The 24,071-nt window shown below is 40.0% G+C and carries 26 protein-coding genes; 16 read left to right on the forward strand and 10 right to left on the reverse strand.

Annotated features, from left to right (window positions below; translation table 11 throughout):
- Positions 1–17: 17 nt before the first annotated feature.
- The 4 genes from MKL51_RS01560 to MKL51_RS01575 form a co-directional block, all read right to left on the reverse strand.
- Positions 18–1,118, reverse strand: coding sequence for a glycosyltransferase family 4 protein (locus tag MKL51_RS01560; RefSeq protein WP_005079192.1), 1,101 nt, complete (start codon positions 1,116–1,118; stop codon positions 18–20).
- Between the two features lie 265 nt (positions 1,119–1,383).
- Complete coding sequence (gene lpxL / locus MKL51_RS01565) at positions 1,384–2,319, reverse strand: LpxL/LpxP family Kdo(2)-lipid IV(A) lauroyl/palmitoleoyl acyltransferase (RefSeq protein ID WP_005066053.1); 936 nt, start codon at positions 2,317–2,319, stop codon at positions 1,384–1,386.
- A 110-nt stretch (positions 2,320–2,429) separates the two neighbouring features.
- Entirely contained in the window at positions 2,430–3,062 is a 633-nt protein-coding gene (locus MKL51_RS01570) for a LysE family translocator (protein WP_005079191.1), read from the reverse strand.
- A gap of 224 nt (positions 3,063–3,286) precedes the next feature.
- The gene (locus tag MKL51_RS01575) at positions 3,287–5,197 is read right to left on the reverse strand and encodes an ATP-binding cassette domain-containing protein (protein ID WP_002114959.1); all 1,911 of its coding nucleotides are present in this window, start codon (positions 5,195–5,197) and stop codon (positions 3,287–3,289) included.
- A gap of 32 nt (positions 5,198–5,229) precedes the next feature.
- Between MKL51_RS01575 and MKL51_RS01580 the strand changes: the two genes are divergently transcribed.
- Positions 5,230–5,475, forward strand: coding sequence for a SlyX family protein (locus MKL51_RS01580; RefSeq protein ID WP_002115104.1), 246 nt, complete (start codon positions 5,230–5,232; stop codon positions 5,473–5,475).
- 54 nt (positions 5,476–5,529) lie between these two features.
- Here the strand turns inward: MKL51_RS01580 and MKL51_RS01585 are convergent, their stop codons facing one another.
- On the reverse strand, positions 5,530–6,540 hold the full coding sequence (locus MKL51_RS01585; protein WP_005079189.1) for a zinc-binding alcohol dehydrogenase family protein: 1,011 nt from the start codon (positions 6,538–6,540) through the stop codon (positions 5,530–5,532).
- A gap of 99 nt (positions 6,541–6,639) precedes the next feature.
- Between MKL51_RS01585 and MKL51_RS01590 the strand changes: the two genes are divergently transcribed.
- The 10 genes from MKL51_RS01590 (at position 6,640) to MKL51_RS01635 (ending at position 15,596) form a co-directional block, all read left to right on the forward strand.
- Complete coding sequence (locus MKL51_RS01590) at positions 6,640–7,017, forward strand: winged helix-turn-helix transcriptional regulator (protein WP_005079187.1); 378 nt, start codon at positions 6,640–6,642, stop codon at positions 7,015–7,017.
- A 148-nt stretch (positions 7,018–7,165) separates the two neighbouring features.
- Positions 7,166–7,615 carry a hypothetical protein gene (locus MKL51_RS01595; RefSeq protein WP_002114763.1) on the forward strand — a complete coding sequence of 150 codons (450 nt, stop codon included), beginning with the start codon at positions 7,166–7,168 and terminating at the stop codon, positions 7,613–7,615.
- Between the two features lie 35 nt (positions 7,616–7,650).
- Positions 7,651–10,287: a type I DNA topoisomerase gene (gene topA, locus MKL51_RS01600; protein WP_005079182.1), complete on the forward strand. Its 2,637-nt coding sequence runs from the start codon at positions 7,651–7,653 to the stop codon at positions 10,285–10,287.
- Between the two features lie 88 nt (positions 10,288–10,375).
- Positions 10,376–11,134: a hypothetical protein gene (locus MKL51_RS01605; protein WP_005079175.1), complete on the forward strand. Its 759-nt coding sequence runs from the start codon at positions 10,376–10,378 to the stop codon at positions 11,132–11,134.
- A 126-nt stretch (positions 11,135–11,260) separates the two neighbouring features.
- On the forward strand, positions 11,261–11,842 hold the full coding sequence (locus MKL51_RS01610; protein ID WP_080632757.1) for an HdeD family acid-resistance protein: 582 nt from the start codon (positions 11,261–11,263) through the stop codon (positions 11,840–11,842).
- A gap of 114 nt (positions 11,843–11,956) precedes the next feature.
- Positions 11,957–13,936: an ATP-dependent helicase gene (locus MKL51_RS01615; RefSeq protein WP_025465505.1), complete on the forward strand. Its 1,980-nt coding sequence runs from the start codon at positions 11,957–11,959 to the stop codon at positions 13,934–13,936.
- A 73-nt stretch (positions 13,937–14,009) separates the two neighbouring features.
- Positions 14,010–14,249 (forward strand): RNA recognition motif domain-containing protein, encoded by a 240-nt coding sequence (locus MKL51_RS01620; RefSeq protein WP_002115113.1) that lies wholly within the window; start codon positions 14,010–14,012, stop codon positions 14,247–14,249.
- 9 nt (positions 14,250–14,258) lie between these two features.
- Positions 14,259–14,621, forward strand: coding sequence for an ASCH domain-containing protein (locus MKL51_RS01625; protein ID WP_005079172.1), 363 nt, complete (start codon positions 14,259–14,261; stop codon positions 14,619–14,621).
- Positions 14,622–14,701: 80 nt separating this feature from the next.
- On the forward strand, positions 14,702–15,205 hold the full coding sequence (locus MKL51_RS01630) for a DUF6586 family protein (protein ID WP_005066079.1): 504 nt from the start codon (positions 14,702–14,704) through the stop codon (positions 15,203–15,205).
- Positions 15,206–15,317: 112 nt separating this feature from the next.
- Positions 15,318–15,596: a hypothetical protein gene (locus MKL51_RS01635; RefSeq protein ID WP_002114792.1), complete on the forward strand. Its 279-nt coding sequence runs from the start codon at positions 15,318–15,320 to the stop codon at positions 15,594–15,596.
- 36 nt (positions 15,597–15,632) lie between these two features.
- Here MKL51_RS01635 and MKL51_RS01640 read toward each other — a convergent pair whose 3' ends face one another.
- From MKL51_RS01640 to MKL51_RS01655, 4 genes are all read right to left on the reverse strand, one after another.
- On the reverse strand, positions 15,633–17,342 hold the full coding sequence (locus tag MKL51_RS01640; RefSeq protein ID WP_005079171.1) for a cation:proton antiporter: 1,710 nt from the start codon (positions 17,340–17,342) through the stop codon (positions 15,633–15,635).
- 148 nt (positions 17,343–17,490) lie between these two features.
- Positions 17,491–17,646, reverse strand: coding sequence for a 50S ribosomal protein L33 (rpmG, locus tag MKL51_RS01645; protein WP_001205031.1), 156 nt, complete (start codon positions 17,644–17,646; stop codon positions 17,491–17,493).
- A 12-nt stretch (positions 17,647–17,658) separates the two neighbouring features.
- A complete protein-coding gene (gene rpmB, locus MKL51_RS01650) occupies positions 17,659–17,895 on the reverse strand; it encodes a 50S ribosomal protein L28 (protein ID WP_000048256.1) in 237 nt (78 codons plus the stop codon).
- Between the two features lie 167 nt (positions 17,896–18,062).
- On the reverse strand, positions 18,063–19,511 hold the full coding sequence (locus MKL51_RS01655; RefSeq protein WP_005079169.1) for a coniferyl aldehyde dehydrogenase: 1,449 nt from the start codon (positions 19,509–19,511) through the stop codon (positions 18,063–18,065).
- A 112-nt stretch (positions 19,512–19,623) separates the two neighbouring features.
- On the opposite strand from MKL51_RS01655, the gene MKL51_RS01660 reads away from it, so the two are divergent.
- The 5 genes from MKL51_RS01660 (at position 19,624) to MKL51_RS01680 (ending at position 23,452) form a co-directional block, all read left to right on the forward strand.
- A complete protein-coding gene (locus MKL51_RS01660; protein WP_005066087.1) occupies positions 19,624–20,316 on the forward strand; it encodes a TetR/AcrR family transcriptional regulator in 693 nt (230 codons plus the stop codon).
- 74 nt (positions 20,317–20,390) lie between these two features.
- Positions 20,391–21,254: a formyltetrahydrofolate deformylase gene (gene purU, locus MKL51_RS01665; RefSeq protein ID WP_005066088.1), complete on the forward strand. Its 864-nt coding sequence runs from the start codon at positions 20,391–20,393 to the stop codon at positions 21,252–21,254.
- A 380-nt stretch (positions 21,255–21,634) separates the two neighbouring features.
- Positions 21,635–22,384 (forward strand): energy transducer TonB, encoded by a 750-nt coding sequence (locus MKL51_RS01670; protein ID WP_005079167.1) that lies wholly within the window; start codon positions 21,635–21,637, stop codon positions 22,382–22,384.
- A 43-nt stretch (positions 22,385–22,427) separates the two neighbouring features.
- Positions 22,428–23,048, forward strand: coding sequence for a MotA/TolQ/ExbB proton channel family protein (locus tag MKL51_RS01675; RefSeq protein ID WP_001011664.1), 621 nt, complete (start codon positions 22,428–22,430; stop codon positions 23,046–23,048).
- Entirely contained in the window at positions 23,048–23,452 is a 405-nt protein-coding gene (locus MKL51_RS01680) for an ExbD/TolR family protein (RefSeq protein WP_000885432.1), read from the forward strand. The genes MKL51_RS01675 and MKL51_RS01680 overlap by 1 nt, the downstream gene beginning before the upstream one ends.
- Positions 23,453–23,509: 57 nt before the next feature.
- Here MKL51_RS01680 and msrA read toward each other — a convergent pair whose 3' ends face one another.
- Entirely contained in the window at positions 23,510–24,034 is a 525-nt protein-coding gene (gene msrA / locus MKL51_RS01685; RefSeq protein ID WP_004794799.1) for a peptide-methionine (S)-S-oxide reductase MsrA, read from the reverse strand.
- Between the last annotated feature and the right edge of the window lie 37 nt (positions 24,035–24,071).

A 24,071-nucleotide genomic window follows, 5' to 3' on the forward strand; every position in this document is an offset into this window, starting at 1 on the left:
GCGGGTTTTTTATTGGGTTATTTCAAAACGCGTTGATAAAGTTCTAGTGTTTGATCACACATATCTTTTAAGCTAAACATAGTGACAGGAGCAACGATTTGAGGTTGTTCAATATGCTTTTTCACAGTCTCGATTAATGCTTTTTCATTTTCTGCTTCAACAAGACCTTGGGGGTATACATTCGATAAAATCTCGGCAACACCGCCACGGTTCCAGCCAACCACTGGCGAACCCACTGAAAGTGCTTCTAAGGCTGTTCTACCGAATGTTTCGGCTTGATTGGATAGAGAGAGCACAATATCGCTAAAAGCGAGCCATTCCCGAATATCTGAGCGATGACCTACGAAGGTAATTTTATCTGCGAGCCCTTTACTTTGAATAGTACTTTGCAATTCACTTAAGTAAGCTTGCTTTTTGGCATCAGCACCACCGACAACAACCGCATGTAGCTGAGGATATTGCGACTGAAGTTGTTGCATCAGTTCAATTAAACTTTCATGCCCCTTTAAGCGTGTAATACGACCAGGTAAGCAAAGTAAAAACTTATTTTCAAGCTCAGGAAAGTCATTAAAAACTTGGTTAAACCACTGTGCTGAGGGCTGGTAATTATGTGGAAAAGCGGCAGGGTCAATGCCTCGATAAATCCGCACAATATCTTGCGGTGGACAGTTTTTATAATGGTCAGTGATGTATTTAACCACGCTGTCAGAAACAGCAATCACTTTTTCAGCTTGAGTCATAATGGCACTATAACGATTAACCGAATAGAAACCATGTACAGTGCTAATGAGGTGAGGGCGTTTGTTTGCAGGTATTTTTCTTAAGGCAAAGTGAGTAAGCCAAGCTGGTACACGAGAGCGCACATGAACAATATCAGGTTGATGCTGTTCAATCAGCCGACGTAAAGAACGAATTTGCCACAAGCTTGAAAGTGATTTTTTATGAATTGGTAGCGTTAAGTGAATAGAACCTTCAGCTTCAAGTTGAGACACTAATCGTCCGCCATTAGACACAACCAGAGATTGATGGCCTTGTGCAACCAGTGCACGTGCAATTTCTAGTGTGCCGCGTTCTACGCCACCGCTATTGAGTTCTGGGAGAAGTTGCATCACTTTCATTGTTTTTTGCCTTATACATTTATAAAAGATGTACCATCTATAGATACATCATTTCAAACTAAATCATTATCCGGAATTTACTATCGTGCTAGCGACATGGATGTCGCTGTTTCGCTGTGTTACAAGGAGGTAACATCAGCGGAACAAAGGATTTTTGCTTACTTTTTATCCTTAAAAAGTAAGGTCTGCCTATTGGATAGTATTTGAATTTCACTTTAAATTAAGGCTGTGTCTGTCATCAATTTAAAATCATTACAGCGTTATCTTAATAAATCTCTTCATATCCCTCAGGACGTGTCTTAAAACGACGATGGAACCACATATATTGAGTCGGTGCGATGCGAAGCTGATTTTCAATAATTTTATTAACTCGAGTTGCATCATCGACTTCATCTTCAGTTGGCATATTGTCTACCGCAGGTTCAATCAAAATATGATATTTAGGGTCCTGTACATCACCGTGACGATAAAAATATAAAGGAACGGCAACTGCCTTAGAGATTTTTAGTAAACGACGATGAGCAGTTACTGTGGCCGCTGGTACGCCAAAGAATGGTGCCATCACCCCTTGCTTGAGTCCAAAGTCTTGATCGGGGCTATACCAAATGGCATCGCCATCTTTAAGGTGACGAATTAAACCACGCATATCATCATGGTCGATTTGTGCTTTATAAATGGTGCCACGGCAACGATAAATCAGCATATCGAGCAATGGGTTATTTTGAGGTCGATAGACAACATCTGGTTCAAAATACTGAGCACAAACATAGCCGCCAGCATCAAGAAGCGTGCTGTGAGTACCCAATAATAAAACACCTTTGCCCTGAGCTTGAGCATTGGTAATGTGTTCTAAACCTTCAATGGTGACACGGTTTTTAAACCAGTAAGGCTTATACCATGCGTTTAATGTCTCAAACACACCAAGCATCATATCTACAAAAACTTGCTTAGCTTGTTGCTGTACTTTTTCGGCTGACCATTCGGGAAAGCAGACTTCTAAATTACGAATAGTTGTTTTTCGGCGAGATTTTAAATATCTCCAAGCAAGATTTGCTAAGCCATGAGCCAGACGCCACTGAATTGCCCATGGTAAAATAGCCAAAAGCATTAAAAAAACAATGGCAATCCAAATACCCCAATATTTAGGTAATAAAAAGGACCATTGAAATTCACCGGGCGTATAAGTCTGCTTTTGGCTCATAACGATATAAAGAATTCAAAATTAAAACTGGCAAAAGTGTATCACGAACTGAATTTATCGTCGTAATACACTGTTGAATTGAGTGGTTAAGATGAGGAAATAAAACGCGGTTATCGACGATTTTCTAAAAGAATGCGAACAGCAAGACCAGCTAACACCGTTCCCATAAGCCAGCGTTGTATATTTGCCCAAAGAGGCTTTTGTTGAAGAAAAAGGGCAATGCTACCCGCGGAAAGTACAATTAACGCATTTACCGAGACGCTAACAAAAATTTGAATAGTACCGAGTTGAATGGATTGCCATAAAATACTGCCTTGTTGTGGGTGAATAAATTGTGGCAATAACGATAAATACATAATCGCAATTTTAGGATTAAGTAGATTTGTAGCAAAACCCATTAAAAATAGTTTAGCTGGAGAGTCTACTGATAATTGTTTTACATCAAAAATTGGGGATGCATTGGGACGTAGCGCTTTCCATGCTAGCCAGAGTAAATAAATTGCTCCTGCAATACGTATGGTGTCGTAAGCATAAGGAACTGCAACAATAAGCGCTGTAATCCCGAAAGAAGCGCAAAGCATATAAAATACGAAGCCAACGCCAACGCCAGCGAGTGAAATAAATCCCGCCATTTTTCCTTGGCAAATTGAACGAGAAATAAGATAAATCATGTTTGGGCCAGGGGTGAGCACCATTGCCAAACAGATTAATCCGAATGCTAAAATTTGAGAAAGATCTAGCATGAAAAATACTCGAATATTATTATATTGGTAGATATAACATAATTATTTTTATAAGTCTTATATTCAATCAGAGTGTTATTTAAAACTATTAAGTCTAACTAAACTTAATCACTTATCATGTACTTTTTATAGCTTTTTTGCTTTAAAAATTTATAGATATTCTGAAAAAAGCCCCCTTAATTTAAGGAGGCTTTTTTACTTACTTTAAAGGAAATAAAAGTGAATTAATTTCCTTTGCTCATTTGTTCAAGTTCATCCCAGCGTTCTAATTTTTCAAGTAATACCTCTTCAATTTCTGCGAGACGCTGACTTGCTTTGGTTGCTTCATCGGCATTACTGACAAACCATGAACCATCTGCCAGCTTGTCAGAAAGTTCTGCTTGTTCAACTTCCAGTTTCTCGATTTCGGCAGGAAGTTGCTCAAGTTCACGTTGGTCTTTATAACTCAGTTTGACCTTTTTAACATTACTTTGTGCTGCGGCTTTTTCAGCTTCGGCTTTTGCCTGAGCTTTTTTTACGTCAGACTTTTGGTCTACGACTTTATCATCTGGACGCTGCTGCAAATAGTCTTGGTAGCCACCAATGTACTCTGCAATATTACCTTTACCATCAAAGACCCAAGTTGATGTTACGACATTGTCCATAAATGCACGGTCATGCGAAATGAGTAATAGAGTACCTTTATATTCAGAAAGCATCTCTTCAAGTAGTTCAAGAGTCACCATGTCCAAGTCGTTGGTTGGTTCGTCCATCACAATCAGGTTCGATGGTTTAAGCAGTAATTTAGCAAGTAAAATACGGTTACGCTCACCACCAGAAAGGGCTTTTACTGGTGTACGTGCACGTTCAGGTGAAAACAAGAAGTCTTGTAGATAGCTATAGATATGTCGACGATTACCGTTTACATCAACAAAGTCAGAGCCTTCTGAAACGTTTGCCATCACTGTCTTTTCAAGGTCTAAGGCATTACGTAATTGATCAAAATAGGCTACTTCTAATTGTGTACCTGTCTTAACAGAACCACCGTGCTCGATTTCACCTAAAATGGCTTTAATTAACGTCGTTTTACCGACACCATTATCACCTACTAGGCCAATACGGTCACCACGCATGACTAGTGTAGAGAAATCTTTAATCAGTGGCTTATCATCATAAGATACACTTAGGTGCTCAATATCAAATACTAATTTACCAGAGCGATTTGCTTCTTGAGTCGCCATGCTCACTTTGCCTTGTTGTGAACGGCGAGCTTTCGATTCTTCACGTAAAGCTTTTAAGGCGCGCACACGGCCTTCGTTACGCGTACGACGAGCTTTAATCCCTTGGCGAATCCAAGCTTCTTCTTCAGCTAACTTTTTATCAAATAAAGCATTTTGTTTCTCTTCTGCTTCCATTTGCTGAGCTTTAAGCTCTAAATAACGTGAATAGTTGCCTTCGTAGCCACGTAGGATGCCACGGTCAAGTTCAACAATTCGAGTCGCAATGCTATCTACAAAAGAGCGGTCATGCGAGATAAATAAAAGTGTTAAATTATTTTGATCGAGTAGGAATTTTTCTAGCCACTCAATACTTTCAACATCTAAATGGTTGGTTGGTTCGTCTAGAAGTAATACGTCTGGCTGCGTTAAAAGAGCACGAGCAAGTAAAACACGGCGTTTACGTCCACCTGAAAGATCTGCCAAATCTGCATTTGGATCGAGTCCCATTTTACTTAACAGGGCATTGACCTTGTTTTCGAGTGCCCAGCCGTCGAGTTGGTCGAGCTTATGCTGTAGGTTGCCCATACGGTCACAAGCTTCCATATCTCCCAGCATACAAGCATCAGTTGCTTCATGATAAGCTCTGAGTACTTCGGCAGCTTCTCCTGCACCATCTGCGACAATGTCAGCAACCTTACCTGAATCCATTGGAACGTCTTGGGCTAACATTGAAACTGTTAAACCATTTTGAATGGAAACTTCACCAGAATCTGGTAATAGGCTTCCCTCGATCAGTTTAAGTAAAGTAGACTTACCTTCACCATTACGCCCAATTAAACAGACTCGTTCGCCACGTTCTAGATTAAAGTTCGCGCCATCGAGCAGGGCAGGTCCGCCAAAAGCAAGTTGGACATCCCTTAGGGTAATATAGGCCATAATGTTTTCCAGAATCTCAAATGAGGATTTAAATGACTAAACCACCATATCATGATGATCAAGCGTCATTTTCCGCACCCATTGAAGATTTGCAAGTGCGAATTACATTTTTGGATGATTTAGTTGAACAATTAAATCAACAACTCGCTATTCAAACTCAAGAAATAGCTGATTTGAAAAAACAAATGCAATTTCTTTATCAACGTGTGGAATCGTCGGATTTGTCAGAAGGTATTGCCCCTTTTGATCCATTAACGAATAAACCTCCTCACTATTAATAAAAAGGCAAGTTCGATACTTGCCTTTTTATTTGGGAATATTTTCAATTTTGTTTAAAAACCTTGTAAGACGATCTTACCTTTTGTTGTGCCACTTTCAATTTGCTGATGAACTCGTTTTAAATTTTCAGCATTAATTGGACTTATAACTTCTGTCACAGTTGTTTTGATTTTCCCTTCATCAACCAGCTTGCTGACTTCATTTAATAGTTCACTTTGTTTTACCATATCTTCGGTCTGAAACATTGAACGTGTAAACATAAATTCCCAATGCACAGATACAGACTTTGACTTAAACGGTTTGATATCTAACTGTTCAGGATCATCAATAAGCCCAAAACGGCCTTGCGGTGCAATCAACTCGACAATATCTGCTAAATGCTGATCTGTTTGAGTGGTTGAGAACACATATAAAGGTGCAGTTAAACCTAATTGCTTGATTTGGGCTGCTAAGGGGTGACGGTGATCTAACACATAATCTGCTCCAAGTTGCTTAACCCAGTCTTGAGTTTCTGCTCGTGAAGCTGTTGCAATAATTGTTAGGTTTGTCAGCTGCTTAAGAAGTTGAATGGTGATTGAGCCAACACCGCCAGCTCCACCAATCACTAATATTGTTGTGCTTTCTGGCGCTTTCTTTGGAACTTGCAGGCGATCAAATAACATCTCCCAAGCCGTGATTGCAGTTAAAGGGAGAGCTGCCGCCTCGGTTAATTCTAAAGTTTTTGGTTTATGGCCAACAATGCGTTCATCAACGAGTTGTAATTCGCTATTACTACCTTGACGATTAAGAGCACCTGCATACCAAACAATATCGCCAATCTTAAATTGAGTAACTTTGTCTCCAATCGCTTCAACTACCCCTACTGCGTCCCAGCCAAGCGTTTTCCACTGATTATTTTTAGGGCTTACATTCTTTCGAATTTTAGTATCTACCGGATTTACTGAGACAGCTTGTACACGAACAAGTAAATCATGTCCTTCAGCAATAGGAGCATTGAGTTCAATATCAACGAGTGCTTCTGGCGATGTAATGGGACCAGCTTTTTGATATGCCACAGCTTTCATAATTATCCTTCCTCTTGTTGAGAGTTTGATCATAACGTAAGCTTAAAATAAGTGACTACAGACAAATAACGCTCATAGTGTCAAAAAGGATACTGTAAAATGGCAAAAGTACGACATTCAAGTTTTGATTGCTCTCCGGGTTGTTCAGTGGAGGCGGCGATTAGTTTGATTGATGGAAAATGGAAATGCGTCATTCTTTGGCATTTATTTAATGAAGGCACCTTGAGGTTTAACGAAATTCGAAAGCGTGTTCCGAGCATTACCCAAAGAATGCTGACAAATCAGCTACGTGAATTGGAACAAGATGGAATTATTCATCGGGAAGTCTATCCTCAGGTACCACCTAAAGTAGAATACTGCCTGACTGATTTGGGACAAAGTCTTGAGAAAATTCTGTTTGCTTTAAAACAGTGGGGGGATGCTCATATTGACCAGTTTGGAAAGTTGACACTTGTTGATGGCCATCCGAATCCTTAATGATATTTGTGTCAGCTCATCGCAATTTGCACTGTGAAATCTGACTATTTTGAAGCTTGCCCCTGTATCGGGCATTATTTTTATGATGAAACTTGCGTTTTCTGGTCAGCTTATGCAACTCTAATAAAAGAGATTAATAGGTTTTGCTATGGACAATATGGGAATTTGGGTTACCGTTATCATTGTTCTTTTCGTACTAGGCTCCATTTTTGGTTTAAGAGTGAGCCCACGTGAAAAGGCACTTGGTATTATGCGTGATAAAGCTCGTAAAATGGGTTTACACCCGCGTGTAATCGTTGCACCTGAATGGACACATGTCCCAATGGCGACTGAAAAGCGTGCCAGCATGGTTGCTTATTATAGTGTATTGATTCCCGATGCCCGTTTATCTTTAATGCGCGCTCGCGTTGTAGACGGCAAATTAAAAGTGGTTCAGGGTGATGAGAAATTTAATGATTCTCCCATTGCATTAAAAGGGATTTATGCTATTGATATGCAGGCAAACTGTGTAGGGCTTTATTGGGATGAGGAATCAGACCTGAGAGCAACACAATTAGATGAGATGAAGGCTTATCTGTTGAACTTGGCTAAAGCCTGATTTTTAAATTTATTGGTATAGGAATAACATTTTATATGGCGAATACCTCGCGCTCTGCATCTCAAAGCACAGCATCTACTGCACCTGCTGCACATAAACGTGCCTTAGTGATTGTGGAGTCGCCTGCCAAAGCGAAAACCATCAATAAATATCTGGGTTCGCAATACATTGTAAAGTCTTCTGTAGGTCACGTGCGTGATTTGCCAACAGGTGGCAGTAAATCAACTGAGAAAAAGCCGGCTGCACGGACTAAACTCACTGAAGCAGAAAAAGAACAAAAAGCCAGTCAGGCTTTAGTTAATCGTATGGGGGTTGATCCTGAACATGGTTGGGAAGCTCATTACGAAGTTCTGCCAGGTAAGGAAAATGTTGTTGCTGAACTAAAAAAACTCGCCAAAGATGCCGATGCAATCTATCTCGCAACGGACTTGGATAGAGAAGGGGAAGCCATTGCTTGGCACCTAAGAGAAGTTATTGGTGGTGATGACAGTCGTTATCATCGCGTGGTATTTAACGAAATTACTAAAAATGCCATTCAAGAAGCATTTAAACAACCTACACGCCTAGATTTAAACCGAGTTAATGCTCAGCAAGCACGCCGTTTCTTAGACCGTGTTGTTGGCTTTATGGTTTCACCATTGCTGTGGGAAAAGATTGCCCGTGGTTTATCGGCAGGTCGTGTACAGTCTGTAGCAGTGAAACTGGTTGTAGAGCGTGAAAGAGAAATTCGTGCTTTTATACCAGAAGAATACTGGCAAGTTTTTGCAGATACTCAAGCCAAGAAAGATGACATTCGTCTTGAAGCAGTTAAGCAAGCTGGTAAAACCCTTAAACTGAAAAATAAAGCTGAAACTGATGCTTTATTGGATGTTTTAAAAGGTGCTGAATATAAAGTTGCACAGCGTGAAGATAAACCGACTAAGGTCAATCCAAGTGCACCGTATATCACTTCAACGCTGCAACAGGCTGCAAGTACACGTCTAGGTTTTTCTGTAAAGAAAACAATGATGCTAGCGCAGCGTCTATATGAAGCAGGTTTTATTACCTATATGCGTACTGACTCAACGTTCTTGAGTGATGATGCAGTAAGCATGGTACGTGCTCATATTGAAAGCCAATTTGGTGAGAAGTATTTACCTGCAAAACCAAACCGCTATGGTAACAAAGCTGGTGCTCAAGAAGCCCATGAAGCAATTCGTCCTTCTAATGTTGCGCTTACAGGTGACCAACTTGCAGGTGTAGAGCGTGATGCTCAGCGTTTATATGATTTGATCTGGCGTCAGTTTGTTGCTTGTCAAATGACTCCAGCAGAATATTTATCTTCAACTTTAACGGTTGAAGCTGCTGATGTTGAATTGAAGGCAAAAGGCCGTACGCTTGTATTTGATGGTTTTACACGAGTGCGTGGTGCCAACAAGTCTGATGACGATATTATTTTGCCTGCAATTAAAGTAGGCGAAATTTTAAAATTAGAGAAGTTAGACCCAAGTCAGCACTTTACTAAACCACCTGCACGTTTTACTGAAGCTTCTTTGGTTAAAGAACTCGAAAAACGTAGTATTGGTCGTCCTTCGACTTATGCAGCTATTATTTCTACGATTCAAGAACGTGGCTACGTTAAGTTAGAAAACCGTCGTCTTTTCGCCGAAAAAATGGGTGAAATTGTCACGGATCGTCTTGATGAAAGTTTCAATAACTTGATGAACTATGCATTTACAGCAGACCTTGAGGGGCAGCTCGATAAAGTTGCAACAGGCGAGCGTAACTGGAAAGAGTTACTTGATACTTTCTACGGTGACTTCAAAAAACGTCTTACTAATGCTCAGGGCGAGCACGGAATGCGCCGTAACCAACCGGTTGAAGTGCCAGCAGTACATTGTCCTGAATGTTCACGTCCAATGCAGATTCGTACAGGTACAACAGGCGTATTCTTAGGTTGTTCTGGATATAACTTGCCGCCTAAAGAGCGTTGTAAAGGTACTTTGAACTTAACACCTGTTGAGTCCTTAGCTGCTCTTTCTGATGATGATGGTGCTGAAACCGCAGACTTGATGTCAAAACATCGTTGTGCAAAATGTGGCACAGCCATGGACAGCTATGTAATTGATGGTGGTCGTAAACTACATGTATGTGGTAACAACCCTGATTGTGACGGTTTTGAGCTTGAAGAAGGCGAGTTCAAGATTAAAGGCTACGATGGACCAACCATTCCGTGTGATAAATGTGATGGTGAAATGCAGCTTAAGACTGGCCGTTTTGGTCCGTATTTCGCTTGTACAAGCTGTGACAATACTCGTAAGGTCTTGAAAAGCGGTCAGCCTGCACCTCCACGTGTAGAACCGATCAAGATGGAACATTTGCGCTCAACAAAGCATGATGACTATTTCGTGTTGCGTGATGGTGCTGCTGGTCTGTTTTTGGCCGCAAGTAAATTCCCGAAAATTCGTGAAACACGTGCGCCAAAAGTTGCGGAATTGCGTAGTGTTGCTGCTCAGCTTGATCCTAAATATCAATTTATTTTACAAGCACCAGACGTGGACCCTGAAGGTAATCCGACAGTTGTGAAATTCAGTCGTAAGAATCAATCACAATATGTAGGTTCGGAAACTCCAGAAGGCAAACAAACCAAATGGAGCCTAATTTATCAAAATGGTAAATGGGTTGAGGGCTAATTAAGTCCACAATAAAAAATGCTAGCTCAGCTAGCATTTTTTATATCTAAAACAATAAAAGAAAATTTTAAATGCATGGGGAAAAAGAATGTGGAAAAACATTCGAGTTTTATGTTTGTTAATTATTTTATTGATTGTTGCTGTTCAGGCATGGCGAGATCAAAACCAAGACTGGAATCAACCTATTGTTGTCGTTTTACATCCTATTAATGCAGATGGTTTGCAGACAACAGAGAGCTATATTCATCAGTTGCAATACACTGATTTTGATAAAATAAAAAATTATTTAGGAGAATGGTCGCAGCATTATCGTGGTCAATCAGGAAACTTTGTAATTCGTTTAGGCCAGCCATTACAGCAACGACCTCCTGAGGTTCCTCAAAATGCCAATATCTTTCATGTGATGTGGTGGAGTTTAAAGTTCCGTTTTTATGCATGGCGACATCAACAATCTGAAGATAATGGGGCATCACTTAAACTCTATTTAAATTATTACGATCCCCATTATCAAAAAGTTTTGATCCATTCGACTGCTTTGGAAAAAGGTCGTATTGGTAGTGTGAATTTATTTGCGACCAACACACAAGCTTCCCAAAATCAGGTCGTGATTGTTCATGAGCTATTACATGGCTTTGGGGCACAAGACAAATATGATTTAAAAACTGGTCAACCGCTTTATCCTCTAGGTTATGCGTACCCTGAAAAAGAGCCTTTATATCCGCAGACTGACGCTGAAATCATGGGTGGTCGAACACCATTATCCGAGCAGAGCAGTAAAATGCCGAATGGTTTACATGAAACAATAATAGGTTTACCTACAGCTCAAGAAATTGGTTGGGTGAAATAAAATTGTGGATAAATACTGCTTTATCCACATTAATTGATAAGAAACGATGCAGATTTTATACAGACAAAAAATGTGAAGTACATCACTATTATTGGGTAGATGAAATTCTAATACCTGATAATAAGAGTGGCCATGATGAAAACTGTCGGTAATGATTTGGTACGTAATCAGTTACATGCTGATCGTAAGTGGTATTTGATATTAGGCTTTGTGCTTATTGGCTTTGGTCTGATTTTGTTTAGTTCATTACCATTTGCGACCTTTTCTGTCGTTTTTTTATTTGGAATACTCATGATGGTCGGAGGTGTTTTACATCTTGTTGCGGCTATTAGTGTTTTTAAAGGCGCAAGCCGATGGTTATGGGCACTGTTTGGTGTACTTTATTTAATAGCTGGTTATTACGCTTTTTCTACTCCTGTAAAAACAGCGGTAGTTTTAACAAGCTTACTATCGATTGCACTTATCATCGCTGGGACTATACGTACAATAAACGCAATTTTACTTAAGCCAATTACGGGCTGGGGTTGGACTTTATTCTCCGGATTATTAACACTCGCTACAGGTATTTTAATTTTGGTTTCTAAAGACTCACCTTTTTGGGTGTTAGGAATGTTCCTTGCTATTGATATCCTATTTCAAGGAATTAATTTTCTAGGTTTGGCTTCTGCGATTAAGCACCTACCATCTAGTTCAAAAACAATATCTTAAATAAGAAAATTGAATCAAAGAGCACTTTAGGTGCTCTTTTTGTTTTTAGGGCGAGCAGACGCATCTATGGTTGGGTCTGTTAAACTATGTCTTGGTGTTTTAGCGATATGTGTTATGAGTCTTGCAAAATTAATTAATGAACTAAATGCTCAGCAAAAAAAAGCAGCCACGACATCTGCGCAGAACTGTTTAGTTTTGGCGGGTGCTGGTTGTGGCAAGACAAAGACAATTGTTGCACGTGCCGCCTATTTAATTGATCAAGGCTTACCAGCGAATCAAATCCAGATTTTAACTTTTACTCGACGTGCTGCGAGTGAGATTGTTGCAAGGGTAGAGCAGCATGTAGGAGCACAGGCAAAGGGCCTAAGAGCTTCGACTTTTCATACTTTTTGTATGTATTTACTGCGCCGTAATCCACAAGCTTTTGGCTTAAATCAATTTAGTATTATTGATCGCGATGATCAGTTACTGATGTTCCGTTTATTAAGAGGTAAAGACAAAGATAATGTTTTACCTAAAGCGGCAGAGCTGTGTGATTTATATTCCTATGCAAGAAATACTCAAACCAAGCTTTCTGAAGCACTGCTTAAGCAACTTCCAGAAGCCTATGAGCACAAGGCACAAATTGCTGAGTTGATGAAAACTTATGAGCAACGTAAAAGAGAGCGTAATTTTTTAGATTACGACGATATCTTGTCGATTGTGGCTGTTCATTTACAAAACTCAGAAGCGTTGATCAATTGGGTAGCGGGCTTTTGTCAGGCATTGCTAGTTGATGAAATGCAAGATACAAACCCTTTGCAATGGGCTTTGTTACAGCCCTTAATTGGTAAAGTGAAGTTATTTTGTGTGGGTGATGATGCGCAGTCCATTTATGGCTTTCGTGGTGCAGACTTTGAAAATATTCATTCTTTTAAAGAACGAATACCCGATGCAGAAGTACTTACACTGGCTTTAAATTATCGCTCGACCCAAGAAATTCTAGATTTATCAAATTGGTTGTTGGCACATAGCCCAATCGATTATCAAAAACAGCTACAAGCGCATCGTGGCCAAGGGCAAAAGCCACAGCTACATTTGTTTGGTAATGAGTTTGAAGAAGCAAACTGGATCGCACAAGATTTAATAACACGCCATCAGCAAGGTGCAAACTGGCATGACCACATGGTGTTAGTCCGTTCTGGCTATAGTGCCCGATATCTAGAAGGGGCTTTTATTGCTGCTGAAATACCTTATCGTTTTATTGGCGGGGTAAAGCTTCTTGAGTCGGCCCATGTAAAGGATGTGCTCAGTCTCTTACGTATTGTGAGTAACCCTCACGATGATTTGGCTTGGATGCGCTTTTTAACCTTATGGGATGGGATTGGCGATGTTGGAGCGAGTAAGTTAGCCCAAGAACTGATGGGAATTGTTGATGTCGAGGAGCGCTGTCAGCGACTTGAACGCCATGGCAAGGTACCACTACAAGCGATTTTAATTTTAAAACAGCTAGATGTATTACAGCAGCATGTTGAGGTAAGTATTGGCTTGGCTCTTGATGCTTTAGGTGAACAGCTAGAGCAAAATTATAAAACTAAAGATTGGTCGCGTCGTTTAAAAGACTTTGATTTGGTTAAGCAACTTGCACGAAAGCATGCGTCGTTAGGTGAATTCCTTGAGGAATATGTACTTGAGCCGATTTCAGTTTCTGAAATTGAAAAAGCTGCTGATCAAGATTTAGTAACTTTAATTACGATTCATTCAGCTAAGGGTGCCGAACAGAAAGTTTGTTATGTACCTCACGTATCGCCAAATCAATATCCTTATGCAAGGGCTCAGGGTGATTTTGATGATGTTGAGGAAGAACGCCGTGTGCTATATGTTGCCTTAACGCGTGCTGAAAATGAATTAATTTTGACGAAGCAAAACCTTAATACGTGGTCGCAAGACACTTATGATGAGCAAGGTCGTAAAGTTGAGAGTTATTTCTTAAATGATCTGCCTGCACACTTGGTTCAAGCAAAAATTCATAGGCAAGTACCTCAGCAATTTACTAAAAAACAATGGAACAGATCTCCTGCAGTAAATTTAGGTTTTGGTATCGATCTGGACTAAACTACTGTATAAGACGCTGTGATTACTTAAATGTATATTGGCCCTCCCTTTTATTGCCAATTAAGGTTAGAAAATGAAAATATTAGTTCGTAATTTAGATCGTGCTGTAAGTGAAGCTGAAGTTTTAGAGTTGTTTAAGGCATATGGTAAAGTTGATACATGTGTTCTGGTGACTGATAAAGACACAGGTAAATCGAAAGGCTTTGGTTTTGTTGAAATGCCGAATCCACGTGAAGCGATTAAGGCAATTAAAGGCTTAAATACGCTTAAAGTTAAAGGCTATGGAATTCGAGTTAAAGCAGCCGAAGAATAAGTTTTTCTGATGAAAAGACAATTTTTAGCTCTCTCGATTGTAACGCCCAATGGTATTCGTATTGCTGAAGGTATCAAAACACTTGAAGTGCGTTCATGGGTGCCTACGCAGTTACCAGTGAAAGATCTATTAATTGTCGAAAACCAGAACTTTCTGATTAAAGATACTGATGAAGAGGAAGGAGTTGCTGTCGCTTTAGTTGATGTCGACTCTATTCACCCTTGGCGAAATGACGAGGTCAATTTAGCCTGTGCATCTGCTTGGAGTGAAGGCTATTTTGCTTGGGTCTTAAGTAATGTTCGTCCTATAAAACAGCCAGTGAAAATTTTAGCTAAACGTAAAATTTATCAAGTTGAGCTGGATTTACCATAAATAACGTTGATTTTATCAATGGAGTCGTTAAGCTAAGAATAGCTATTGCAATGGCGATTTTAGAACAGGAAAGTTTAGTTATGTCACGTGTTGCTCGTTATCATGCCGATCGTACCAATCAGAAGCTCTATTTTGCACGTCTAGCGTGTCAACAGGCAGAGCAGACCGATCATGTGCAGCAGGTACAAGCTTACCGTGAAGCAGCTGTATTTCATTTACATGGCGCAATGTTAGCGTTCTTACAAGAATTGGTACGTTATTACCGTTTAAATGATTTGCAACCCACCTTAAAATCTATAGAGGAACATATGGCGGCAAAAGGGCAGGTTTCTCCTGAAGTGTCCGTTTTGCAGCAATTGGCAAAAGATGGTTTTGTTGCAGAGTTAAAACGAGCTTATCGTATGTGCCAATACGCCCCAGAACCAAAAGAACCGACTCCGGAAGAAGAGACTTCTTCTAACCTCATTATTAAAGTGACACAAGGGCCTCAGTCTTGGTTGCCAGATGTTAAAATCTTGCGTGAATGGCATCGAGAATTAAGTCATTTAATTGATGGTTTTCGTAACGAAATGGTCGAGTTCTAAAATTAAACTGCCTAGATGCTTGAAATTTAGACTAGGTGTGCCTATATAAATAAGACAAGAGATGCAAAGTGCAAGGGTGCTTTGCCACCATGTTGAAACATGGAGGAAGTATATGTCTATACAGCAATTGAAAGAGTTATTTGGAAATCAAGAAGCAGTGTTGGAATTAGTTCAACTCGAAGGTGGTGAACTCGCCTTGCGTAATGCAGGTTCTGAGAATGAACCCTTGGTTAAAATTCAATTTAGCGATGAAGTCAAAGCAATCTTGGGTGAGCAGACTCCAGTTGTTGCTCAGCATATGATTCAGGCTGCATTGTTTGGACTGTTGGAAAAGCAGGTAAACGAGTGGCAGGCTGAGGTATTAGACGAACAGCCTAAATTCTTGAGTTAAAAAAAGCGTACTCTTGAGTACGCTTTTTATATGGAGTTAATGAACCGTTGACTGATGAGCAAGCTCGATCTGATTTAAGATGTGGTGGCTCATATTCTTTGCCATTTCTTCTTTTGCATAGAACACCTCTCCAATATTTTCGTCACGGATAACCGCTGCTTCTTCTTTGCTTTCCGCGCAAATTAATACCTGAATTTGTGGGTTTAATTGCTTGGCAATCGCCACAATACGGTGAATATCTAAAATATCCATAGGTGAGATTACTAAGAGTCGTGCATGCATGATATGTGCTTGAATTAAAACACTCGGTTCAGTAGCAACACCACTCACAGCAGCAATATTTGCATTACGTAGTTTTTCTACGATTTCACGATTCTCTTCTGCAATAACGACTTTAATATTCTCATTAATTAAATTTTCAGTAATACGTCTTCCCACACCGCCATATCCCACAATCACAACCTGATCACGTAAGTAAGCTTGATCAACTTCATCGGGTAACATTGCTAATGGGTCACCACTACGTTCAAGCAGTCGAGCTAAGTGAGAGCGTTCACGAATCCAGCGTTGTACAGGCTCAATGGCTGAGAAGATGAAAGAGTTAAGCGTAATTGAAAATAAAGCGCCAGCTAGAATTAAATTCTGAGCTTCTAAGCTTAATAGGCCTAAAGAAACACCGAGTGTCGCCAAAATAAATGAAAACTCACCAATCTGTGCAAGGCTTGCCCCGACTGTTAAAGCTGTATTGATTGGATAGCGGAAGAATAAAACCAGTGCCATTGCAGCAAGAGTCTTACCCACCATAATAATCGCGATAACAGCTAAAATATGGAGCGGACTCTCCACAAGAATATGTGGATCAAACAGCATACCCACAGAAACGAAAAATAAAATCGAGAAAATTTCACGTAGAGGAAGAGTTTCTTCTTCTGCACGATGGCTAAAGTCTGATTCTTTAACGACCATACCCGCAAAGAATGCGCCTAAAGCCATTGAAACCCCAAAGATGGCATAAGAGCCGTAAGCAATCGAAACAGCAGCAGCGACGACAGTCAGCGTAAATAGCTCTCTTGACCCTAACCGAGCAACGAATTGCATAATAATAGGTACAACACGCTTGCCTACAATAAGCATAAAGGCAATAAAGCCAATCACTTTTAATAAAGTTATTCCAAGGGTTAACCAGATATTTCCGTCTGCACCTGCTGGTGCTTTTCCACCGAGTAAAACAGCTGTAGCCGGAAGAAGTACTAAAACCAGTACCATCACTAAGTCTTCGACTAACAGCCAACCCACAGCAATTTTGCCGTTAACTGAGTCTAAAAGACCTCGGTCTCCTAATGCTTTTAATAATACAACCGTGCTCGCACACGATAGACTTAAGCCAAAAACGAGTGCAGACCCGAAACTCCATCCCCATAGCATTGAAACGCCAATACCAAGTAAGGTTGCAACAGCGATCTGTAAAATTGCGCCAGGCAAGGCAATACGACGAACTAGTAATAAGTCTTTTAATGAAAAGTGCATCCCTACACCAAACATCAGGAACATGACCCCGAGTTCTGCAAGCTGGTTGGCAAGGTGGATATCTGCTTCTATACCCGGTGTATTTGGGCTAATAATAATTCCGGCAATTAAATAGCCGATAAGAGGGGGGAGTCGTAATCGGGCTGCAATATAGCCAAAAATGAGGGCAACGCCGAAACCAACAGCAAGTAAAATAATTAAATCTACGTCATGCGGCACTAAAAACTCCTTTTACGTGAGTTAGGCTAAAAACAAGCATAAAAAAATGCCAAGGCGGAATGTAGAGAAAGTTTAACAAAAAGGTGGGTATAAAAAAAATGCAAAAAAAAACGACTTCATAAAGAAGTCGTTTTTTTCGAGGCTAAAATTATTTGATTTTAGCTTCTTTGAAAATCACGTGTTGACGGATTTTTGGATCAAATTTTTTGATTTCCATTTTTTCCGGCATAGTACGTTTGTTTTTAGTCGTGGTATAGAAGTAACCTGTACCAGCTGAAGAAACGAGGCGAATCTTATCACGCATTGCTCAGACTCCTTAGATCTTTTGACCTTGAGCACGAAGGTCTGCAACAACCTTTTCGATACCCAATTTGTCAATAATACGCATACCTTTAGTGGTTAAACGAAGACGTACAAAACGTTTTTCGCTTTCTAACCAGAAACGGTGGTGGTGCAGGTTCGGCTCGAACCGGCGCTTGGTTTTGTTGTTGGCGTGTGAGACGTTGTTACCAACGACTGGACGCTTGCCGGTAACTTGGCAAACCTTAGACATGGTGTAACTCCATTGATTCAGCCAACAGCAAATCTGTGGCCAGTCATACTAAATGTAAACGGATGAATTCATTCAAGGGGCGTTTTATACCAAAAATACGATTAAAAGACAAGCGAAATTGGTAAAAACGAGGCATGATTTAGTATAACAGATCATGCCTTGATCAGTTAGCGCAACAAGGTTTTCGAAATGAAACGATGAATCGGCTTATTGAACGGTGGAAGAATGTATTTAAGGCTATAAAGTTTTGGATTTGACATCACCGAACGCTCATGAGAAAGGCTAAAAAAGCCCTCTGGTCCGTGATATTTACCCATACCTGATGCGCCAATTCCGCCAAACGGTAAATCATCTTGTGCAACATGGGTAATCACCATGTTAATTCCGAAATGCCCTGAATGGGTGTGTTGTGCAATATAGTCAGCACGCGCTTGATCATAGTCAAAATAATACATCGCTAGAGGACGTGGACGACTATTAATGAATTCGATGACTTCTTCTATTTGGTCATATTCTAAAATCGGTAGAATAGGCCCGAAGATTTCATTTTGCATAATATCCATTGCGGTCGTCACACCAGTGACTAAAGTTGGCGCAATTTTACGGACATCATCTAAAATTTCATTTTGCGGATTAATTTCAACAATACGTGCACCTTGATCACGGGCATTTTCAAGATAACCCTGAATGCGGTTGTACTGTTTATCATTAATAATAGAAGTGTAGTCTTGGTTGTTTCGGAAATGAGGGTACATTCCAGCTACAATCAATTTAAAGTTTTCGATGAACTCGGCAGTTTTGCCTCGTGGTAAGAAAATATGATCCGGCGCAACACAAGTTTGTCCTGCATTCCATAATTTACCTACAGCAATACGCTGGGCAACATCTTTCATGTCCATAGATGCATGCACAAGAGCAGGAGATTTTCCGCCTAACTCGAGAATTACTGGAACTAGGTTTTGAGCTGCGGCTGCCATCACTGTTTTACCAACAGAAGTTGAGCCTGTGAAAATCATTTTGTCAAAAGGCAAATGACTAAACGCATCTGAAATAATGCCACCACCATTTACCACAGCAACTAATTCTTGTGGAAATGCTTCTGCCAATGCACTTTCAAGGACACGTCCAAAGTTTGGTGAGGCGCTAGAAATTTTGATCATGGCATGGTTGCCTGCAGCTAGTGCACAGATCAGAGGTCCAACTGAAAGTAATAATGGGTAATTCCATGGTGTAATAATACCAATCACACCCATAGGCTGATATTGTACCCAACCTTTTGCTGGCTGATGTAATACACTGATGTGGCGTTTTGATGGTTTCATCCATGCAGTCAGATGTTTACTGTAATACTTGATTTGTTCCAAACTCGTGAGTAGTTCACCAATTTTTGTTTCCATAACTGCACGATTGCCATAATCAAGGTTAATTGCTTCGGCAATCTGATCTTGATATTTTACCAAGACTCTTTTAAGACGAGCTAAACGATCAATACGCTCTTTAGCAGTGGGTACCGGATGACGTAAATAAGCGAGCTTTTGTTGTTCAAGCAAATCATGTAAATGCTTAACATCATAAGGAAGCTGAGTCTCTGGATTTGTTTTTGTTTGACTGTTCATCGGTACTTACCAAATATACTGATATACTTATTTTTTAGAGTAAATACTCTAAATAGTCAAGTCGGTTTATGTGTTTAAGTCTTAACCATGTGAATTATTAAAGGTTATTAAAATGTCTCTACCTAAAGCTCTGAAGACAAAAGACCGGATTTTACAAATCAGTTTGCAGCTTTTTAACGAGCGAGGTGAACGGTCGGTTACAACCAATCATATTGCTGCGGAGTTAGGTATTAGTCCTGGAAACTTGTATTACCATTTCCGGAATAAGCATGAAATTATTAAAGAATTAATGTACCAATATCAGGTTGAGACTTTGGACATGCTTTCTTTACCTGAAGACAGACCACTAACGACCAATGATAAAATTAACTATTTTCAAGTATTAAGTGGTCAACTCTGGAGTTACCGTTTTATACATCGTGATGTCTATCATTTAGTTGAAAGTAACGAAGACTTTAAAAAGATTTATCCGCGTTTTGCGGGGCAGGTCATGCAGCAAGGGCAAAAAATTTATCAAGCCTTTGTCGATGCTGGTCTTATGAAAATGACGCCATCTGAAATTGAAGCGCTCATTATTAACTTATGGATTGTATTAACAAACTGGACAAACTTTTTATATATGTCTGGTCACATTAGTGACAATAACCACTTAGAAGAAAAATGGGTTTGGCAGGCATTACGTCAAATGGTTTTCCTTGAAGGTCCTTATCTTATGGGGGAAAGCCGAGCAACTTACGAGCAGTTGCTTGATTCACTGGGGCCTTCTGATCTATTCGCCAGCTTGTCGTCGTTAAAAGATGAATAGTTGTACTTGCCTATTTAGAGCGCTAGAATACTCGGCTTATTAAAAATTTGACTCAATTAAGTGATATTAACCAAATGAATATGACCACTGCCAATACAGCCCGTTTACTGATTACTTGTGAAGACAAGCCTGGGATCGTACAGGCTGTATCGAGCTTTTTGTACCACCAAGGTGCAAACATTACCGCGCTTGACCAATATGCGACGGAAGCTCAGGGTGGACGTTATTTCATGCGTGTTGAGTTTGAACTTGATCATTTACAGTCACGTAAAGATGCATTAATTCAAACATTTGCTGCCAACGTTGCTGAGCGTTATGGCATGCAATGGCGTCTTGCTTTCGTAAATGAAATTAAAAAGGTTGGTATTTTAGTTTCTAAAGTCGACCATGCTTTACTTGAGTTATTGTGGCGTCATGCACGTGGGTCGTTACCTTGTGAAATTACACACGTGATTTCTAACCACGAAGATTTACGTGAATCTGTTGAGAACTTCGGTATTCCATTTACTGTAATTAAAGTAACTAAAGACAATAAAGCTGAAGCTTATGCACAAATTGATGAAATGATGCAGGGCAATGACTTATTAGTTCTTGCACGCTACATGCAGATTTTAAGCGAAGATTTTGTTGCGAAATGGGAAATGAAAATCATTAATATCCACCATTCTTTCTTGCCAGCTTTCGTGGGTGCCAACCCATATAAACAAGCTTATGAAAAAGGTGTAAAGTTGATCGGTGCGACAGCTCACTATGTGACGGCTGATCTAGACCAAGGTCCAATTATTGAGCAAGACGTTGAGCGTGTAAGCCATGACTATAATGTTGAGCAACTTCGTGAGCTAGGTGAAGATGTTGAGCGTAATGTATTGGCTCGAGCAGTAAAATGGCATTTAGAAGACCGTATTATTGTTGATGGTAATAAGACGGTTGTTTTTTAAATAACGTTTATTTTAAAAAAGCACGCTTCATGCGTGTTTTTTTATATCAAAAAAAATATTGAAATGATATAACATAACAAAATTGAATGAATTTATGGTAGGATTCGATCTCTTCATAGTGAAATTAGCCTAACTATATAAGTTAGATTAAACATTTTGTGAACAAGAGATATGCGTTCATGTAACTATGAGAAAACAAAAGCAAAGACACTCAACTGATACAAATTAGTGATATTGAGCAAATGTTTTTCTCAAAAAATAGTTGCAAATGAAAACACTTCTCATTTATTATTGTGGCACTTTATTGTTCTATCCGATGTTTGAAATCGTTTCTACAAATAGAAATCTGAAATCATCATCCATTAGGTAATTAGATTCTTATGAGTCAATCTTCCGCAGCCTTAAACTCTCCCAATCCGATGAAAAAGAAAGTCATCACGGCACTAATTGCGGTTGCAATTGGTCATATCGGGGTCTTATGGGCGGTCAGCCATATTAAGCCTGCTGAATTAAAGCCAATCGAGAAGAAGCCTTTACAGGTACGTTTCGTAAAAATTCAAGAGCAACCAAAACCACTACCTCCTAAGCCAAAGGAACAGCCTAAAAAGCCGGAACCTAAGAAAGAGGTAAAAGAAGTTAAAGTTGTTGAAAAACCTGTGACACCACCTAAAAAAGTGGAAAAAATTCAACAGGTGAAAAAAGCTGAAACACCAAAAGAAACAGTAAAGACAGAACCTAAAGTTGAAACCAAAGTGGTAACGACAACTGTTACTGAAAAAGTTATCGAAAAACCAAAACCAGTGGTACAAGAAGCGCCTAAAGCTCAACCTGCCCCAGATCCATCACCGAAACGCGTTTCAATTGGTGGTTCGGGTGTACAGTGGAGCCGCTCGCCACGTTTAACTGTTTCTTCAAAGGATTTACAAGGCGAAGCACGCTCTGTCATGGTACTCATTGAAGCCGATGAAAAAGGCAAAATTATTAATGTACGAGTGACTAGAAGTAGTGGTATTTCAAGTCTAGATGACAAAGTAGTCCGTGCTGTTCGCGGTGCGAAATTTAAACCTTATATGGAAAATGGTGTTGCTTATCCAATTAAAGCAGAGCAACCCTTTGATTTAACCCCTTAAATGAATTTGAGTCCCAACGGCTAACCTTAATCAGGAGTTCAATATGAACTTTTCAATCTATTGGCAACATGCAGATGCAGTGAGTAAAACCCTGTATTTCATCTTATTGGCAATGTCGATTGCTACCTGGACAGTTTTCATCTTACGTTTGATGGGGACTCGCCAGCTAAAACAACAAGCTTATGCTCAACTTTCTCAGGCTATCACTTCGCTAAAAGCAAAGTTACAACCGTTGAGTTTTGAACAGCGTAAAGCGGTTGCAGAGCAGGCATTACTTCGTCAGATTTCTGCTGAAAAAGCCAATGCTGATAAAGGTATTTCTGTTTTAGGAACAATTGCTTCAATTGCACCATTCGTAGGTTTGTTTGGTACTGTTTGGGGTATTTTCCATGCACTTGTTGCGGTAGGTAAAAGCGGACAAGCAGGTTTGGCTCAAGTGGCTACACCAGTAGGTGAAGCACTTATTATGACTGGTCTTGGTCTTGCAGTTGCGATTCCAGCGGTATTGGCTTATAACATTTGTGTACGTGCAAACCGTGGTCTTGCTCACGACTTACAAGACCAAGCGCACAGCTTGTTAATTGACACGATGTTGCAGCAAGACTCAACTGTAAAGTCTGATGTTAAAACTGCACAGCAAAGTTACGTTGGAGGTCAAGCTTAATGGCTTTTCAATTGGGTGAAGACCACGATAGTGGCATGAATGAGATGAATCTCATTCCGCTAATCGACATTATGTTGGTGTTAATGATCATCTTTTTGGTCACAGCAACAGTTGCCAACCCATCGATTCCATTAACGCTTCCTAAAACAACTGCTGAAATTATTGATCCACCACCAAAAGCAATTACGATTAGTATCAATGCAAATGGTGAAGTGGCTTGGGATACTCAAGTAATTAGCCTAGATGAGCTTCAAAAACGTTTTCAAGAAGCAGGTCAAGGCGATGTTAAACCAACAGTTCAACTTCGTGCTGATAAAGAGTCGAAGTACGATACTGTTGCTCAGGTAATGTCTCGCGCCAGTGAAGCCGGACTGAGCGATATTGCCTTTGTAAGTGAAAACTAAAATTTAGTTTACTCAGTAAAAAAGCAACCAAACTGGTTGCTTTTTTATTGCTCTGATTTATTGATCTTTCATCAGATGCTGGAATTTACTATATAGCTTGAGCAGCTTTGGTGGAATCGCAAAGTTGCAATAACCTTGTGAAGGATTCTTTGCATAGTAATTCTGATGATATTCTTCTGCTGGATAGAATGTCGGAACAGGGGACAGCTCAGTCACAATATCAAGATCGTCATTTTTTAGAGTCTGAATCGTGTGTTCCGCTGCCTGCTTTTGCTCTTCATTATAATAGTAAATAACAGAGCGGTATTGTGTGCCGATATCATTACCTTGGCGATTTAAAGTCGTTGGATCATGAGTCGCAAAGAACACGTCGAGTAACTGGGAGTAAGTTACTTGCTCTTCATCAAAGTCGACTAAGATCACCTCAGCGTGCTGGGTGTCTCCTTGACATACTTGCTCGTAGGTAGGGTTAGTGGTGTGTCCACCTGCATAACCACTAGTTACTTTTTCTACACCGCGTATTTGTAAAAATACAGCTTCGACGCACCAAAAACAGCCGCCGCCAAATAATGCCTGTTGCATTGTTTTTCCCTCTATTTCCTGCCTATTACAATAGGGT

It is taken from the genome of Acinetobacter sp. AOR18_HL (genome assembly GCF_027855145.1).
Taxonomy (GTDB): domain Bacteria; phylum Pseudomonadota; class Gammaproteobacteria; order Pseudomonadales; family Moraxellaceae; genus Acinetobacter; species Acinetobacter pittii.

Excerpts from the sequence above, each read along its gene's own strand:
- MKL51_RS01660 (WP_005066087.1), top strand. The coding sequence starts at position 19,624 with ATGTCTCTACCTAAAGCTCTGAAGACAAAAGACCGGATTTTACAAATC.
- msrA (WP_004794799.1), bottom strand. The coding sequence starts at position 24,034 with ATGCAACAGGCATTATTTGGCGGCGGCTGTTTTTGGTGCGTCGAAGCT.
- MKL51_RS01615 (WP_025465505.1), top strand. The coding sequence starts at position 11,957 with ATGAGTCTTGCAAAATTAATTAATGAACTAAATGCTCAGCAAAAAAAA.
- rpmB (WP_000048256.1), bottom strand. The coding sequence starts at position 17,895 with ATGTCTAAGGTTTGCCAAGTTACCGGCAAGCGTCCAGTCGTTGGTAAC.
- MKL51_RS01560 (WP_005079192.1), bottom strand. The coding sequence starts at position 1,118 with ATGAAAGTGATGCAACTTCTCCCAGAACTCAATAGCGGTGGCGTAGAA.
- MKL51_RS01630 (WP_005066079.1), top strand. The coding sequence starts at position 14,702 with ATGTCACGTGTTGCTCGTTATCATGCCGATCGTACCAATCAGAAGCTC.
- MKL51_RS01620 (WP_002115113.1), top strand. The coding sequence starts at position 14,010 with ATGAAAATATTAGTTCGTAATTTAGATCGTGCTGTAAGTGAAGCTGAA.
- MKL51_RS01585 (WP_005079189.1), bottom strand. The coding sequence starts at position 6,540 with ATGAAAGCTGTGGCATATCAAAAAGCTGGTCCCATTACATCGCCAGAA.
- topA (WP_005079182.1), top strand. The coding sequence starts at position 7,651 with ATGGCGAATACCTCGCGCTCTGCATCTCAAAGCACAGCATCTACTGCA.
- lpxL (WP_005066053.1), bottom strand. The coding sequence starts at position 2,319 with ATGAGCCAAAAGCAGACTTATACGCCCGGTGAATTTCAATGGTCCTTT.
- MKL51_RS01605 (WP_005079175.1), top strand. The coding sequence starts at position 10,376 with ATGTGGAAAAACATTCGAGTTTTATGTTTGTTAATTATTTTATTGATT.
- MKL51_RS01590 (WP_005079187.1), top strand. The coding sequence starts at position 6,640 with ATGGCAAAAGTACGACATTCAAGTTTTGATTGCTCTCCGGGTTGTTCA.
- MKL51_RS01670 (WP_005079167.1), top strand. The coding sequence starts at position 21,635 with ATGAGTCAATCTTCCGCAGCCTTAAACTCTCCCAATCCGATGAAAAAG.
- MKL51_RS01625 (WP_005079172.1), top strand. The coding sequence starts at position 14,259 with ATGAAAAGACAATTTTTAGCTCTCTCGATTGTAACGCCCAATGGTATT.
- MKL51_RS01680 (WP_000885432.1), top strand. The coding sequence starts at position 23,048 with ATGGCTTTTCAATTGGGTGAAGACCACGATAGTGGCATGAATGAGATG.
- purU (WP_005066088.1), top strand. The coding sequence starts at position 20,391 with ATGAATATGACCACTGCCAATACAGCCCGTTTACTGATTACTTGTGAA.
- MKL51_RS01595 (WP_002114763.1), top strand. The coding sequence starts at position 7,166 with ATGGACAATATGGGAATTTGGGTTACCGTTATCATTGTTCTTTTCGTA.
- MKL51_RS01655 (WP_005079169.1), bottom strand. The coding sequence starts at position 19,511 with ATGAACAGTCAAACAAAAACAAATCCAGAGACTCAGCTTCCTTATGAT.
- MKL51_RS01575 (WP_002114959.1), bottom strand. The coding sequence starts at position 5,197 with ATGGCCTATATTACCCTAAGGGATGTCCAACTTGCTTTTGGCGGACCT.
- MKL51_RS01675 (WP_001011664.1), top strand. The coding sequence starts at position 22,428 with ATGAACTTTTCAATCTATTGGCAACATGCAGATGCAGTGAGTAAAACC.
- MKL51_RS01570 (WP_005079191.1), bottom strand. The coding sequence starts at position 3,062 with ATGCTAGATCTTTCTCAAATTTTAGCATTCGGATTAATCTGTTTGGCA.
- rpmG (WP_001205031.1), bottom strand. The coding sequence starts at position 17,646 with ATGCGTGATAAGATTCGCCTCGTTTCTTCAGCTGGTACAGGTTACTTC.
- MKL51_RS01580 (WP_002115104.1), top strand. The coding sequence starts at position 5,230 with ATGACTAAACCACCATATCATGATGATCAAGCGTCATTTTCCGCACCC.
- MKL51_RS01635 (WP_002114792.1), top strand. The coding sequence starts at position 15,318 with ATGTCTATACAGCAATTGAAAGAGTTATTTGGAAATCAAGAAGCAGTG.